Genomic DNA, 15,590 nt, shown 5'->3' with positions numbered 1-15,590 from the left:
CCCCGAACACTACCGGCGGGGGTGGGGGCTGCCGCCGGGACGACTCCGCCGTCGGGCTGGCACCGACTCCGCCGTCGGGCTGTCACTGACTCCGCCGTCGGGCTGTCACCGACTCCGCCGTCGGGCTGTCACCGACTCCGCCGTCGGGCTGGCCCGCTTCTACAGTTCGCCGGGTGCAGGACCCGACCCACGACGCCCCCGCCGACGACGGCCCCGCCGACGACGGCCCGGCCGACGCCGCGCCGCGGGTGGCCGACGCGGCCCGCGCCGCGGTGCGGGTGGCCCGGGTCGCGGCCAACGCCGTCGCCGAGGTCGACCTGACGCTCGCCCAGTACCGGGTGATGGTGTTCGTCGACGGCGTCGACCGGCCCGCGAACGAGGTCGCCCGCCTGCTCGAGGTCAGCCCGTCCACGCTCACCTCGGTCGTCGACGGGTTGTGCACCCGGGATCTCGTGCGGCGGCGCTCCGACCCGACCGACGGGCGACGGGTCGTCCTCGCGATCACCGAGCACGGCCGCCGCCGCCTCGCTGCGGCCGACGCGGCCGTCGCCAGGCGGCTCTCCGGCCTGCTCGGGCGGCTGGGCGAGGACCGGGCGGCCGCGGCGCTCGACGGTCTGGACATCCTCAACGAGGCGATGGACCTCTACCTCGCGGAGCACTTCGGGAACCGGACGTGACGACGCCGGACGGCCCGGCGCTCGAGATGTCGGGCGTCGGCCTCACCCGGGACGGGCGCGACCTGCTCGACGGCGTCGACTGGCGCGTCGGCTCCGGCGAGGACTGGGTCGTGCTCGGCCTCAACGGCAGCGGCAAGACCACGCTGATCCGCATCGCCGCGCTCTACGAGCACCCGAGCCGCGGCACCGTGCGCGTGCTGGGCGAGACGCTCGGCCGGACCGACGTGCGCACCCTCCGCACCCGCGTGTCGCTGGTCAGCTCGGCGATGTCGGACCTCATGCGGCCCCAGCTGAGCGCGACCGACATCGTCATGTGCGGCCGCCACGCCGCACTCGAGCCGCGGTGGCACACCTACACCGCCGAGGACCGCGTCCGTGCCGTCGAGCTGCTCGTCGCGCAGGGCGTCGGCCACGTCGCCGACCACCCGTTCGGCACGCTGTCCTCCGGCGAGCGCCAGCGGACGCTGCTGGCCCGGGCGCTGATGAACCGGCCCGGCCTCGTGCTGCTCGACGAGCCGACGGCGGGCCTCGACCTGCGCGGTCGCGAGGAGCTGGTCGACCGCCTCGACCGGCTCGCCACCGATCCCGACGGCGCGCCGCTCGTGCTCGTCACCCACCACGTCGAGGAGATCCCGCCGAGCTTCACCCACCTGCTGGCGATCGCCGACGGACGGGTCGTCGCGCAGGGGCCGATCGGCGAGGTCCTCACCGGCGAGTTGCTGACCCGGACCTTCGGCATCCCCCTGGTGGTCGAGCGCCGCGACGGCCGCTTCTCGGCCCGTCGCGCCTGACCGGGACCCGCCGCTCGGCGATCAGGGCGACGGTGTCGGAGCGGGCGCGGGCGCGAGCCGGCGCTCGAGGAAGAGGATCGTCCGGGGTCCGAGCTGCACGGTGCCGCCCGCCGGGTAGCGGGTCGCGGGCGGGTCGCCCGACGACGCGGTGTCGAGCACGAGCGCCCACGCCGGCGCGAACTCCTCGGGCGGCAGGACCTGCGACGACGGCGCGTCGGCGGCGTTGACGCACACGAGCAGCGTGTCGTCGGTGATCGACTCCCCCCGCGGCCCCATCTCGGCGAGGTCGCCGTTCAGCCACATGGCGACCTGGCGGGCGTCGGGCCCCCAGTCCTCCCACGACATCTGGGTCCCCTGCGGCGTGAACCAGGCGACGTCGGGCAGCTCGCCCTCCGCCACGGGCCGGCCGGTGAGGAAGCGGTGGCGCTGCAGGGCGGGGTGCCCTCGCCGGAGGTCGATCAGCCGCCGGCAGAAGGCGAGGAACGCCTCGTCGGGGTCGGACCAGTCGACCCAGCTGATCTCGTTGTCCTGCGCGTAGCCGTTGTTGTTGCCCTGCTGCGTGCGACCGATCTCGTCGCCGTGCAGCACCATCGGCACGCCCTGCGACAGCATCAGCGTGGCCATGAGGTTCCGGCGCAGGCGGTCGCGGTGGGCGACCACGACGGGGTCGTCGGTCGGGCCCTCGACCCCGCAGTTGGTAGACCGGTTGTCGTCGGTGCCGTCGCGGTTGTCCTCGCCGTTCGCCCAGTTGTGCTTCTGCTCGTACGAGACGAGGTCCGACAGCGTGAAGCCATCGTGCGCGGTGACGAAGTTGATGCTCGCGTGCGGTCGGCGACCGTCGTCCTCGTAGAGGTCCGAGCTGCCCGTGATGCGCGAGGCGAACTCGCCGAGCACGCCCCGGTCGAGGCACCAGAGGTCGCGCACGCAGTCCCGGTACTGGCCGTTCCACTCCGACCACAGCGCGGGGAAGTTGCCGACCTGGTAGCCGCCCTCGCCGACGTCCCACGGTTCGGCGATCAGCTTGACCTGGCTCACGACCGGATCCTGCTGGATCAGGTCGAAGAAGCTCGAGAGCCGGTCGACGTCGTGCAGCTCCCGGGCGAGCGTGGCGGCGAGGTCGAAGCGGAACCCGTCCACGTGCATGTCCTCGACCCAGTACCGCAGGCTGTCCATGATCAGCTGCAGCACGTTCGGGTGGCGCATGTTCAGGCTGTTGCCGGTGCCGGTGTAGTCGACGTAGACGGACGGATCGTCGGGGTCGAGCCGGTAGTAGCCGGGGTTGTCGAGCCCCTTGAAGCTCAGCACCGGCCCGCCGGCGCCGCCCTCGGCAGTGTGGTTGTAGACGACGTCGAGGATGACCTCGATCCCCGCCTCGTGCAGGGTCTTGACCATCACCTTGAACTCCTGCACCTGGGCGCCCCGGTCGCCGCCGACGGCGTAGGTGTTGTGCGGTGCGAAGAACCCGATCGAGTTGTAGCCCCAGTAGTTGCGCAGGCCCATCTCGATGAGGCGGCGGTCGTTGACGAACTGGTGCACCGGCATGAGCTCGACCGCGGTCACGCCGAGCTGCTGGAGGTGGTCGATGATCGGCGGCGCGCACAGGCCCAGGTAGGTGCCCCGCAAATCGGGTGGGACCTCGGGGTGCAGCATGGTCAGCCCGCGGACGTGGGCCTCGTACAGCACGGTGCGGTGCCACGGGGTGTTCGGTCGCCGGTCCTGGCCCCAGTCGAACCACGGGTTGACCACGACCGAGCGGGGCATGTCGGGTGCGGAGTCGATCGCCGAATCGCCGTCGGGGTCGGGCTGCACCGAGTCGGTCCAGCGGACCGAGCCGGCCACGGCCCGGGCGTACGGGTCGAGGAGCAGCTTGGACGGGTCCTGGAGGTCGCCGGGCCGGCGCCGAGGACCGGTGACCCGGAAGCCGTACCGGACCCCGGGCCCGACGTCGGGCAGGTAGCCGTGGAAGACGGGTCCCGCCCGCTCGACGAGCGGCACCTGGATCTCGGCGTCGTCGTCGTCGAACAGGCAGAGCGTCACCCCGCCCCGCTCGCCGGGCGTCCCGCCCTCGTTGGCGGCAGAGCCCGAGAAGATGGCGAAGTTCGTCCCCGCGCCGTCCCACGTCGCACCGAGGGGCGAGGGGCGGCCGGGCCAGACGCGGAGCTTCCCGCCGGCCCAGATCACCGGCTCGCCGCCGTCACCCGGCGGACCGGTCGTTCACGTAGCGGACCAGCCGGGGGCGCGACCGCTCGATCTCGTCCGACAGCAGCCGGTCGAGCATCGGCACCCAGAGGTTCCCGCCGTAGTGCAGCCGCATGCGCAGCTCCGGCAACGCACCGGTCGTGCCGTCGGCGCCGGGATCGACCAGCTCGGCGCTCAGCACCCACTCGCTGTGGCGCTTGCCGTCGTGCTCGCGCCGCTCGAACCGCACCACGTCCGGTCGCTCGCAGCGGGTCCGGACCATCCGCAGCCGCTTCGACCGGCGGAACGGGCCGACCTGGCCGCGGAGGTCGACCGACCACGCTGCCGCCCCGCCGACGCCGTCGTCGCCGGGGAGGGGCTCGACGGGCTCGGCCCGCGAGACGATGTCGAGCCAGTCGGGGTACGTGCCGAGGTCCTCGACCACGTCGAAAAGGGCGTCGACGGGCACGTCTGCGGCGAGGGTGGCGGTGACGTCCACGTCGGACAGTCTGCCCGCGTCCCGCACCGACCCCGCACTCCCGGACCCGACCGCCGTCAGAGGCCGAGCCGGATGCCGCCGGCGGCGTCGGACTCGACCCGGGCGCCGCGCCGGCCCGCCAGGGCGTCGACCGACCGGTCGACGATCGCCAGCACGACGCCGCACAGCAGCACGAGGATGCAGCTCAGGGCCATGGCCTGGCCGAAGCCGGAGGAGCCGGGCCGCGACATGAGGCGCTCGATGGCGACCGGGACCGTGGGCCGGTCGGCCCGCGCCAGGAAGACCGTTGCGCCGAACTCACCGAGGCTGGCCACGAAGGCGAGGCCGGCCCCGGCCACCACGGCACCCCTCACCATGGGCAGCTCGACCCGCCACCAGCGGCGTCGCGGTCCCGCACCGAGGGTCGCCGCCACCTCCGTGACCGACGGGGGCAGGTCGCGCAGCGCGGCGGCGACGGCGCGCACCAGCAACGGCACGGCGACCAGAGCCTGCGCGGCCGGGACGAGCCACCACGCCCGGCGGAGGTCGACCGGCGGTCGACCCACCGCGAGCAGGATCCCGAGGCCGATCGTCGTGGCCGACACGCCGAGGGGCAGCAGCAGGATCCGGTCGGCCGCGCCGCCGGGTCGGCGCGCCGCCACCCGCGCCGCCGGCACCCCGACCAGCACGGCGAAGGCGGTCGCCAGCACCGCGGAGACGAGCGAGAACGCGACGGCGTCCCACGGTGAGACCGTGAGGCCGGTGCCGGCGGTCGCCTCGCCCAGGTGGCGCCAGTGGTCGAGGCCGTGGCCGCCGCCCGGCAACCGCAGCGACCGCTCGACCAGGGCCCCGAGCGGGACGAGCGTGACGATGCCGACGGCCAGCACCGCCAGCGCCACCTGGGCCCGCTCCCCCGCGGTCGCCGGTCGGCGCGACCACCGACGGCCGGACCGGACCGGCCGGGCGGCGCGGCGGCTGAACCGGGCGTGCAGGGCGAGGGTCGCCACCACCGCCAGCACCTGGAGCCCGGCCAGGACCGCAGCTCCCGACAGGTCGAACTGCCGCGTGGCCCGCACCCAGATCTCGACCTCGACGGTGGACACCGAGCCGCCGCCCAGGATGACGATCACGCCGAAGCTGGTGAGGCAGAACAAGAACACGACGATCGCAGCCGCCCAGACGGCCGGGGCCACCGCCGGGACGAGCACGCGCCGGGCGGCGGCGGCCGGGGTCGTGCCGAGCGTGCGGGCCGTGTCCTCGAGCGACGGGTCGAGCCCGTCGAGCGCGGCGCCCACGACCCGCACGAAGACCGCCAGGTTGAAGCACACGTGGGCGGCGAACACCGGCCACCAGGTGCCGCGGGCGTCGACGAGCCCGGAGGGCCCCAGCACCGACGCGATCGCGGAGCCGAGCACCACCGAGGGCAGGACGAACGGCACCATCGCCGCGGTGCGCACGAGCCCCCGACCGGCGAACCGGTAGCGGGCCAGCACCCACGCGAGCGGGAGACCGACCGCGGCGGTGAGAAGGGTCGACACGAGCGCCTGGCCGACCGTGAGGCCGAGCAGCCGCCAGGTGCGCCCCGACGACAGGATCCGGTCGACCGCGTCCAGGCTCCACGCGCCGTCGGGTCGGAGCGCCCGGCCGAGCACGGCGAACACGGGCACGGCGACCGCCACCGCCACCAGCGCCACGGCGACCCGGCCGACCAGCGGGCGGGCCTCGCGTCGGTGCCCGACCGGTGCCCGCGCTGAGGGGCCGGCCCCGGTCACTCCATGGTCGAGCGCCACTGCTCGATCCACTCGTCGCGGTGCTCGCCGATCTCGGACGCCGACATGGACCGGGAGGTCGCCGGCAGGACCGCCCACCGCTCGAACTCCGGCGGCAGCGGCGTGCCCTGCACCGCCGGGAACACGAAGTTCGACATCGGCAGGGCCTCCTGCCACTCGGCTGAGAGCATGAAGTCGATCAGCTTCCTCCCGAGCTCCGGGTGCTCCGCCCCGGCCAGCAGGCCGGCGTACTCGACCTGCTGGACGCACGAGTCGGCCATGATCGTCGATGCCGGCTCCGTGCGGGCGCCCTCGCTGAACACGACCTCCGCCGGGGGCGAGGACGCGTACGACAGGACGAGCGGCCGGTCACCTCCCGACACCGTGTAGTCGGTGTTGTACGCGTCGTCCCAGCTCGGCCGGATCCGCACGCCGTTGTCGCGCAGCCGCTCCCACCAGCTGCTCCACCCGTCGCCGTACTCGTCGATCGTGCCGATCAGGAACGCCAGACCCGGCGACGAGGTCACCGGGCTCGTGACCACGAGCAGGTCGGCGTACCTCGGGTCGACGAGGTCGTCGAGCGTGGTGGGCGGCGCCAGGCCGCGTTGCGCGAACCACCCCGCGTCCACGTTGATGCACACGTCGCCGCGGTCGACCGGGGTGAGCAGCCCGCCGAGCTCGCCCGGCAGGCGCAGCGCCTCGTCGGTCCGGTCGTCGGACGGGGTGAATGCCTCGAGCAGGCCGTTCTCGCCGGCGCGCGTGGCGAGCGTGTTGTCGATGCCCAAGATGACGTCACCCTCGGGCGCGCCGGCCGCGAGCAGCGCCTTGGTCAGCATCCCGCCCGCGTCGCTCGACGCCACGAGCTCGATCGTGGCCCCGGTCTGCTGCTCGAACGCCGCCGCGGCCTCCTCTGGCAGGGCGAACGAGTCGTAGGTGACGAGCCGGACGACCTCGTCGTCGCCGCCCGAGCCCGACCCCGATCCGCCGTCCGCGTCGTCGGTGCAGGCGACCGGTGCGAGCGCCACCGCCAGGAGCGCCGCCACCGCGACCGGCCACCGCCGCCTGCGGTGCGGGCGCGGCGCCCTGCCCGCGCCGGCGCGCCGCCCGTCCACCCGTTCCATCCGTGCCACCCGTGCCATCCGTGCCATCCGTCGCCCGCTCACCGAGCCTCCTCCGCGTCGTCGATCTGCAGCGCGTCGGCGCCGCCCGTCCCGTCGGGGCGCTCCCGGTCCGACGGCACGACGACGAGCACCGTGCCGTCGGCCACCTCGATCCCCACGACGTCCCGCGCCGCCACGTTCGAGACCCCCCGGCTCGTCCCCGCCGGGAGCACCTCGGCGTGCAGCTCCCAGCGCACGCCCCGGGCCGTCACGCCGAGCGCGTCGCCGTGGACGGGCAGCACCGAGAAGGTCGTCCCCGCCCCGAGGCGCAGCAGGCGCGCCCCCTGGACGACGTGGATCGACTCGCCGCCCAGCCAGGCGTCCCGCTCGAACGCGTCGTACGCCGGGGCCGACAGCACGAGCAACGTCGACAGCACGTGGTCGAAGCGGCCCGATGTCGTGCCGACCACGACCAGGCGGTCGCCGGGCACGGCGTGCGCCGCGGCATCGTCCAGCGCGAGCTCGAGGTCGGTGGCGTCCTTGTCGGCGGGGAACCGCTCGACCGCCGAGCCCTCGGCGGAGGCCCGCTCGAGCCGTCCGGGGTCCACCGAGTCCATGTCGCCGAGCACGACGTCGAGCGCCGGGCCGGTCGGTGCACCGACGCCGAGCGCGTCGGCCAGCGCGATGCCGCTGTCGGCGGCCACGGTGCGGCTGATCCGCACGGTGGCCAACCGGTCGACGAGCTGCGACCGCTCGTCGGGAGTGGGTGGTGGTCCACCGGCGAACACCACGTGCGTGGCGACCCCCGCGAACACGTCGGACGTGTCCATGTGCTCCCTCCGCTGGCATTACCCAGTTCAGGTTCAGACGGGTCGGTGGCGTCTGCAGCCACCCTCTCAGCCCGGTGTCCCGAGCTCCCCGGATTCGGTTGGTGCCCCGACCCTATCCGACGGCCGCGGTCAGATCTCGACCTGCGAGCCGACCTCGACGACCTGCTCGGGGGGCAGCTTGAAGAACCGCGACGCCGACGCCGCGGCCCGCAGCATGAACGCGAACAGACGCTCCCGCCAGGGCGCCATCGAGACGATCTCGCTCGGGATCACCGTCTCCCGTCCGAGGAAGAAGGTGACGTCGTTGACGTCGAGCTCGGCGCCGCCGATCTCGAGCCGGTCGATGGCCTGCGGGACGCTGAGCTCCTCCATGAAGCCGTGGTGCAGCGTGATCTGGCAGAGGCCGCGGCCGAACTCCTCGATCTCGACGCGGTCCGACTCCGGCACGTAGGGCTCCGCGGCGGTCACGACCGACAGCAGGATCACCCGACGGTGCAGGACCCGGTTGTGCTTCGTGTTGGCCAGCAGCGACGGCGGCGCGACGCCGTCGCCGCGGAACATGAACACGGCCGTCCCCGGTGCCCGGGCGATGTCCTCGGGAAGGCGGGCGATGAAGTCCTTGATCGGCACGCGGCCGACGCTGAGGCGCTCGGCCACCACCCGCCGGCCCGTCCGCCACGTGGTCATGGCGATCATGATCAGCGCGCCCACGAGGAGCGGGAACCAGCCGCCCGCGGGGATCTTGAAGACGTTGGCGCCGAAGAAGCCGAGCTCCAGGGCGCCGAGCGGCAGGCACAGCGCCAGTGCGCGCGGTGCGGTCCAGCCCCAGTTCAGCCGGAGCAGCTTGTAGAAGAGCAGCGTCGTCACGAACATCGTGGCGGTCACCGCGATCCCGTACGCCGCCGCCAGCGCGGAGGACTGCTGGAAGCCGAGCACCAGCCCGATGCAGCCTGCGGCGAGCAGCCAGTTGAGCAGCGGGAGGTACACCTGGCCGACGTGGTCGGCGGAGGTGTGGCGCACGGTCATGCGGGGCAGGTAGTCGAGCTGCATCGCCTGGACGGTCATCGAGAAGGCGCCGGAGATCAGCGCCTGCGAGGCGATGATCGCTGCGAACGTCGCCAGCACCACCAGCGGCCAACGGGCCCACTGGGGGCCCATCAGGAAGAACGGGTTCGAGATCGCCTCGGGCTCGTCGAGCAGCAGCGCGCCCTGGCCGAAGTAGTTCAGCGTCAGCGCCGGGAACGCCACCGCGAACCACGCCATGCGGATGGGCCGGCGGCCGAAGTGGCCGAGGTCCGCGTACAGCGCCTCGCCGCCGGTGACGACCAGGAAGACCGAGCCCAGGGACAGGAAGCCGTCGAAGCCGTTGCTGGTCAGGTACTCGGCGGCGTGGACCGGGTTGACCGCCTCGAAGATCGACAGGTCGTCCACGATCCGGCTGATGCCCAGGACCGTCAGCACCGCGAACCAGATGAACATGATCGGCCCGAAGAGCTTGCCGACCGTGCCCGTCCCCCGGTTCTGGATCGCGAACAGGCCGATGAGGATCACGACGGCGAGCGGCAGCACCCACGCGGCGAACGACTCGTTCGCGACCTCGAGGCCCTCGGTCGCCGACAGCACCGAGATGGCCGGGGTGATCACGCCGTCCCCGTAGAGCAGCGCCATGCCGAACAGGCCGAGCAGGAGGAGCGTCGCCATGACGCCGGTGACCTTCTTGCGGTCGCCCACGACCAGCGTGGTGAGGGCGAGGATGCCGCCCTCCCCGTGGTTGTCCGCCCGGAGGATGAACACCACGTACTTGACCGTGACGATGAGGATCATCGACCACAGCACCAGGGAGCAGGCCCCGATCACGTTGGCCCGGTCCACCGGGATGTGGTGGTGCTCGAACGTCTCGCGGAAGGCGTACAGCGGGCTCGTCCCGATGTCGCCGAACACCACCCCGAGCGCGCCCAGCGCGAGCGCTGCCCCGCCTGCGCCCACCTTGGCCGGGTGGACGCGGTCCTTGCGTCGTACGACGGACACTTCGCGAAGGCTCAGTCGCCGACGATGCCGTTCATGCGGGCGAGGGTGCGGAGCATGACCTCGTCCGCACCTCCCCCGATGGACCACAGGCGGGTGTCACGGAAGAAGCGGGCCGGCCAGTTCTCCTCGACGTAGCCCATGCCTCCGTGGAACTGCACGGCCACGTCGGCCATGCGCCGGGCGAGGCGGGCGGTCTTCAGCTTGGCGACGGTGGCCTGTCGGGTGATGTCCTCGCCCTGGAGGGCCGCGGCGACGGCGGCCCAGTTGTGGTGGCGGGCCATGTCGAGGTCGGCTGCGATGTCGGCCAGCTCGTACTGCAGCGACTGGTTGGCCAGCAGGGGGGCGCCGAAGGCCTGGCGCTCCTTCAGGTAGGCGATCGTCCGCTCGAGGGCGAGCTCGGTGGCGCCGACCATCTGGTACGCCGCGATCATGCGCTCGTTCTGGAACTGGGCCATCTGCTGCTGGAACCCGCGACCGATCTCGCCGATCGTGTTCGACACCGGCACCCGCACGTCGTCGAAGCTCAGCTCGGCGGTGTCGGACGCCCGCATGCCGAGCTTGTCGAGCTTGCGGCTGACCGAGAAGCCATCCACGTCGGTCGGCACGATCACCTGCGACATGCCGCGATAGCCGCCCTCGTCGGAGGTGCGGCACAGCAGGCAGATCCAGTCGGCCTGGGTGCCGTTCGTGATCCAGAGCTTGGTGCCGTTGATCACCCACTCGTCGCCGTCGCGCACGGCCCGGGTGCGAAGGCCGGCGACGTCGGAGCCGGCGTCGGGTTCGGAGACGCCGATCGCCGCGACGTGCTCGCCGGCGATCGCCGGGCGCAGGTACCGCTCCTTCAGCTCGTGCGTGCCGAACCGGTGCAGCGCGGGCGTGGCCATGTCGGTCTGGACCGTGATGGCCATCGAGACGCCGAGCGAGGCGGCCCGCCCGAGCTCCTCGCCGAGGATCATCGTGAACGAGTGGTCCGCTCCCCCGCCGCCGTAGGCCGGGTCGTACTCGACGCCCAGGAGGCCGAGCTCGCCGAAGCGCCGGAAGAGCTGGTGGGCCGGGAAGTCCCCGGCGCGCTCCCAGTCGTCGGCGTACGCGTCGATCTCCTTCTCGACGACCTCGCGCGCGGTCTGGCGGAACAGCTGGTGTTCCTCGGTCAGTTGGAGCACTGCTTCTCCTGCGTCTGACGAGACCCCGTGGGACCGGGGCTGGACCCATGGGTCCGGGGCTGGAGGGCGCTCCCGCTGGCGGCCCCCAGGGAAGTCCGACGCAGGCTATCCGAACCGCGCCACCGTCCTGAGATCGCGACGGCGCCCCCGGCCGTGGTCGACGACGTCAGCCGATGGCGCGGGTGGCGACGCCGCCGGGGAGCGGCATCGAGTCGCCGAGGTGCAGCACGCCGGACACCCGGCGGTCGATCGCCGCGACCACGATCTGCTCCAGGACGAGCGGCGTGAGGTGGTCGATGTCGACCACGTCCTCCACGCCGGCACCGACGAGGTCGGCGGCCATGTCGGCGGTCTCGGCGTCGGGGTACGGCACGTCGAGCACGCCGATGACCGGCACCTCGCCGACGTGGTGGACCAGCCGCTCGGCCGCCGCGACGGTGGACGGGCGGTCGCGGAACAGGACGCACAGCGCGAGCGGCACGATCCTCGGGTCCTCGGGCCACCGCAACGGCGTGCGGACCAGGTCGGGAGGTCGGACCACCGACACGTCGAGCCGGTTGGAGTGCCGCAGGTGCCGGGTCATCACGGCGGCGTCGTGCTCGTCGCGCCGCATCACCAGGACCGGGAGCCTCCCTCCGGAGGCCAGGACTGCGCTGGTCGTCTCTCGTCGTGCCACGCCCTCCCATCGGCGCCCGACATCGGGATGTGAGGGTCTCCTGACACGTTTCTCGAACGGCCCTCGGAGTTCTCGCAGGGGACCGGGGGCGGTCAGCCGAGGAGCGCCGGCTCCTCGGGCTCGTCGACGGCGACGCCGCCCGGTCCCTGCAGGAGGAGCCGCCGCCGGGCCCGTCGGTCGGACAGGTAGGGCCGGGTCTCGTCGACGAAGGCGTTCAGCTCCGCGACGAAGCGGTCCGGATCGGCGTGGTGCGGGAAGTGCCCGGCGCCCTCGTAGATCGACAACCGGCTGCCGGGCATGGCCTCGTGCGCCCGCTGCGCGTGCTCGACCGGGATGATCCCGTCGTGGTCGCCCCAGGCCAGGAGCACGGGCATCGACTCGGCGAGGTAGGCGCGGTCGAGCATCGTGACGAGCTGTCCCCGCCGGTCGACGACGGCCCGCAGCGTGCGGCCGAACGCAGCCCGCTGGCGCCGGTCGGGCATGCCCCGCAGGACCCGAGCCACCTCCCCAGCGTCCCGGCCGATGTCGAGGCCCAGCCGGCCGAGCACGCCGAGCACCGCGCCGACGACCTCGTTGGCGCCGGGGACCATGAGCGGCGCCATCCCGAGCTCCGACAGCGGTGCCGCCGCGGCCCGCAGCACGGGGCTGACCTCACGCCCGACGCCGCCGGTGCCGATCAGCACGAGCCGCTCGACGCGCTCCGGGTACTGGTAGGCCAGCTGCGCGGCCACACCCCCGCCGAGCGAGTGACCCACCACGGTCACACGATCGACGTCGAGCACGTCGAGCAGGTCGCGCATGCCGTTCGAGAACGCCGCGACCGAGTAGTCGGCACGGGGCTTGTCCGACGATCCGTGCCCGAGCAGGTCGGGGGCGATGACCGTGTGGCGCTCGGCCAGCGCGGGCAGCACCGGCATCCAGCTGCTCGACTCGTCGCCGATGCCGTGGATCAGCAGGATCGGCGGACCGGAGCCCGCCATCCGGTAGGCCCGCTGGTAGCCGTGGACGGTCCGGAAGCACAGCTCGCTCCCGTCGTCTCGCCGGCGTGCCCGTCTGGACCAGGAACTCGCACCACCCGTCGCCACGGCGCGGATCGTACCGGCGCGAGCGCGCCGCCTCGCGGTCCCGGCGCCCGGTTCACGGATTCTCCCTCCCGGGGCAACATCGCCGTAACACCCCTTCCGGAGCGTGGGTATGTGACCGCCCTGGACCCCACCGCGCCCGCCGACGGCGCACCTCGACCGCACTTCGACGGCGCGACGCTGACGGCTCCCACGCGCTCGGCGCCGCTGGGGCGAGGCGTGCACCCCCACGTCATCGTGCTGTTCGGCGCGACCGGTGACCTGGCCCGCCGCAAGCTGCTGCCCGGCCTCTTCCGACTCCACCGGGCGGGCATGCTCCCCGAGACGCGGATCCTCGGCACCTCGGTGGAGGACCTCGACGACGACGGGTTCCGGGAGATGGCGCTCGACGCCGCCCGCGACTTCGTGCGCGGCGGCGTCGACCCCGACGACTGGCAGGCGTTCTCGGCCGAGCTCGGCTACGTCCCGATGTCGGCCGGCGCGTCGGGGCTCGTCACCAGGGTGCGGGAGATGGAGTCGCAGCTCGACGGCGAGTGCCGGCTGCTCCACTACCTCAGCATCCCGCCGGCGGCGGCGCCCGACGTGGTGCGCACGCTCGGCGCCACCGGGCTCAACCACGGCGCCCGGATCGTCATGGAGAAGCCGTTCGGCTTCGACCTCGAGACGTCGCGGGCGCTCAACGCGACGGTCAACGAGATCTTCGACCCGGAGCAGGTCTTCCGCATCGACCACTTCCTCGGCAAGGAGGCGGCGCTCAACATCCTCGCCTTCCGGTTCGCCAACGGCCTGTTCGAGCCGATCTGGAACCGCCAGCTCATCGACCACGTGCAGATCGACGTGCCCGAGACGCTGTCGGTCGGCTCCCGGGGCACGACCTACGACTCGGCCGGGGCGTTCCGGGACATGGTCGTCACCCACCTTTTCCAGATCCTGGCGTTCGTCGCCATGGAGCCGCCGACCGCGCTCGAGCCCGACGCGATCAACGAGGAGAAGGACCAGGTCTTCCGCTCGATGCTCCCGCTCGACGCGCAGTGCGTCACCCGGGGCCAGTACGAGGGCTACCGCGACACCCCGGGCGTGGCGGACGACTCCGAGACCGAGACGTTCGTCGCGCTCCGCTGCGAGATCGACAACTGGCGCTGGGCCGGCGTGCCGTTCTACCTGCGGACCGGCAAGGAGATGGCCGAGGGGGCCCGCATCGTGTCGGTGGCCTTCAAGGAACCGCCGCGCAGCATGTTCCCCGCCGAGTCGAACGTCAGCAGCTACGGACCCGACCACCTGACCTTCGACCTGTCGGACTCGCCCAAGCTCTCGCTGTCCTTCTACGGCAAGCGCCCGGGGCCCGGCATGGTGCTCGACAAGCTGAGCCTGCAGTTCGCCCTCCAGGAGACCGAGGACGAGGAGCACGTTCTCGAGGCCTACGAGCGCCTCATCTACGACGCGATGCACGGCGACCAGACGCTGTTCACGAGCGCCGAGGGCATCGAGCGCCTCTGGGAGGTGTCGCAGCCGCTGCTCGACGATCCGCCGGCGGTGCACCTGTACCGGCGCGGGTCGTGGGGTCCGACGGCGATGCACTCGATGATCGCCCCGCACACCTGGCGGCTCCCGTTCGAGCGCCGTTGGAGGGAGAAGGGCTAGCCGGCGATCCCGTCGGGCGGCGCCAGCCCCCTGGCGCGGGCCACCACTGCGGCGTCCTCGTCGAGCTCGTCGCGGTCGTCCGCCGTCAGCCGCCGCCACGCGTCGAGCTCGACCCGGAGGCGGCGCCCGGCCTTCCGCTGCCGCCACGTGCCGACGACCTCGCCGTCGACCAGCACGACCCCGGGGGCGCCGAGCGACCGGAAGACGTCGCCACGACGGTCGGCGTGGCGACCGAGCAGCAGGTCCCGGTCGCTCCCCCGCAGCCAGGGGTCGCGGGCCGGGAGCAGTCGGGCGTGCCGTCGCAGCGAGCGGGACCGGGGCGGCGGCGTGCCGTCGCCCTCCATCGCTGCGACGACCGAGCGCGGGTGCCAGCCGATCCAGGCGGCCAGCTGGTCCCGGTCCCACGGTGCGGCCGACGCGGTCGCCGCCCCGACGAGGCGGGTGCGAGCGGCGGCCACCGTCCGAGGGTGCGGCGGCTCCGGGCCCGGGTCGTCCGTCACGTCACGCCAGCGCCGGAACGTCTGGGTCCGGGCACCGGCCACGAGCTCCAGCCCGGCCCGCAGGGTGGCCAGGCGGAAGAGCCCGTCGATGACGTGGGCGGTGCCGCACCGCTCGCAGTGCGGCACCAGCACGGGACGGAGCCCGGCGCTGCCGGCACGGGACAGCTCCGCCTTCGTGCGGTCGCCCTCGCCGATCGCCTCCTGGAGCGCGGCGGCCACCTCGCCCACCGTGTCCTCGACGTCGTCCACGCCGTCGGGCAGCGGCCCGCACACCGCCTCGAGGTCGTCCCGGTCGGTGGTCGCCATCGCCGCCCGGAGGGACGGCAGGTCGGCTCGGCGGTGCAGGTGCGGGACGCCTCGCAGCGTCATCGCGACCGCCCAGCGCCGGTCCAGCGGCGCACCGGCGGGGTCATCGGCGTCCACGAGGGCGTCGGCTCCGACCCGCAGCGCGAGCGACGCCGGAGCGGTGCCCTCGCCGGCGTCCTGGAACCCGCAGCCGACCACGGCGACGTCGTCCTCGGCGCTGCGCCGGTCCAGGCCGTGCGCCCGCAGCCGCCGAGCCAACGCCCGGCTCCGATCGTCACCGCTCGACGTCATGACCCGACCACCTACCCCGGCCGGGCGCGGCGTGTGAACAGCGCTTGAACACGTCACGCGCGCGCTGGGCAGGGGCCGGA

13 protein-coding genes are annotated in these 15,590 nt (G+C 73.4%); 3 read left to right on the top strand and 10 right to left on the bottom strand.

Going from position 1 to position 15,590, the window contains the following annotated elements; translation table 11 throughout:
* Nucleotides 1–173 precede the first annotated feature (173 nt).
* On the top strand, nt 174–677 hold the full coding sequence (locus LH044_RS01025; RefSeq protein ID WP_227757938.1) for a MarR family winged helix-turn-helix transcriptional regulator: 504 nt from the start codon (nt 174–176) through the stop codon (nt 675–677).
* Entirely contained in the window at nt 674–1,468 is a 795-nt protein-coding gene (locus LH044_RS01020) for an ABC transporter ATP-binding protein (RefSeq protein ID WP_227757937.1), read from the top strand. The genes LH044_RS01025 and LH044_RS01020 overlap by 4 nt, the downstream gene beginning before the upstream one ends.
* A 21-nt stretch (nt 1,469–1,489) precedes the next feature.
* On the opposite strand, the gene glgX is transcribed toward LH044_RS01020, so the two are convergent.
* The 9 genes from glgX to LH044_RS00975 form a co-directional block, all read right to left on the bottom strand.
* Entirely contained in the window at nt 1,490–3,649 is a 2,160-nt protein-coding gene (gene glgX, locus LH044_RS01015; protein ID WP_227757936.1) for a glycogen debranching protein GlgX, read from the bottom strand.
* Nucleotides 3,650–3,662: 13 nt separating this feature from the next.
* Entirely contained in the window at nt 3,663–4,145 is a 483-nt protein-coding gene (locus tag LH044_RS01010) for an SRPBCC family protein (RefSeq protein WP_227757935.1), read from the bottom strand.
* A gap of 56 nt (nt 4,146–4,201) precedes the next feature.
* A complete protein-coding gene (locus LH044_RS01005; protein WP_227757934.1) occupies nt 4,202–5,818 on the bottom strand; it encodes an ABC transporter permease in 1,617 nt (538 codons plus the stop codon).
* Between the two features lie 74 nt (nt 5,819–5,892).
* The gene (locus tag LH044_RS01000; protein ID WP_227757933.1) at nt 5,893–7,014 is read right to left on the bottom strand and encodes a thiamine ABC transporter substrate-binding protein; all 1,122 of its coding nucleotides are present in this window, start codon (nt 7,012–7,014) and stop codon (nt 5,893–5,895) included.
* A 38-nt stretch (nt 7,015–7,052) separates the two neighbouring features.
* Nucleotides 7,053–7,823 carry a thiamine diphosphokinase gene (locus LH044_RS00995; RefSeq protein WP_227757932.1) on the bottom strand — a complete coding sequence of 257 codons (771 nt, stop codon included), beginning with the start codon at nt 7,821–7,823 and terminating at the stop codon, nt 7,053–7,055.
* 129 nt (nt 7,824–7,952) lie between these two features.
* Nucleotides 7,953–9,851 (bottom strand): potassium transporter Kup, encoded by a 1,899-nt coding sequence (locus LH044_RS00990; RefSeq protein ID WP_227757931.1) that lies wholly within the window; start codon nt 9,849–9,851, stop codon nt 7,953–7,955.
* A gap of 11 nt (nt 9,852–9,862) precedes the next feature.
* Nucleotides 9,863–11,014 carry an acyl-CoA dehydrogenase family protein gene (locus LH044_RS00985; RefSeq protein WP_227757930.1) on the bottom strand — a complete coding sequence of 384 codons (1,152 nt, stop codon included), beginning with the start codon at nt 11,012–11,014 and terminating at the stop codon, nt 9,863–9,865.
* A gap of 166 nt (nt 11,015–11,180) precedes the next feature.
* Nucleotides 11,181–11,690 (bottom strand): hypothetical protein, encoded by a 510-nt coding sequence (locus LH044_RS00980; protein ID WP_227757929.1) that lies wholly within the window; start codon nt 11,688–11,690, stop codon nt 11,181–11,183.
* A gap of 92 nt (nt 11,691–11,782) precedes the next feature.
* Nucleotides 11,783–12,775, bottom strand: a complete 993-nt coding sequence (locus LH044_RS00975) for an alpha/beta fold hydrolase (RefSeq protein ID WP_227757928.1) — start codon at nt 12,773–12,775, stop codon at nt 11,783–11,785.
* A 177-nt stretch (nt 12,776–12,952) separates the two neighbouring features.
* Between LH044_RS00975 and zwf the strand changes: the two genes are divergently transcribed.
* Nucleotides 12,953–14,413, top strand: coding sequence for a glucose-6-phosphate dehydrogenase (gene zwf, locus LH044_RS00970; protein WP_374210659.1), 1,461 nt, complete (start codon nt 12,953–12,955; stop codon nt 14,411–14,413).
* Here the strand turns inward: zwf and LH044_RS00965 are convergent.
* A complete protein-coding gene (locus LH044_RS00965) occupies nt 14,410–15,510 on the bottom strand; it encodes a DNA glycosylase AlkZ-like family protein (protein WP_227757926.1) in 1,101 nt (366 codons plus the stop codon). The genes zwf and LH044_RS00965 overlap by 4 nt on opposite strands.
* Nucleotides 15,511–15,590 lie beyond the last annotated feature (80 nt).

This window comes from Dermatobacter hominis (genome assembly GCF_020715685.1).
Taxonomy (GTDB): Bacteria; Actinomycetota; Acidimicrobiia; order Acidimicrobiales; family Microtrichaceae; genus Dermatobacter; species Dermatobacter hominis.
This window is presented reverse-complemented; position numbering and strand designations above follow the sequence as displayed.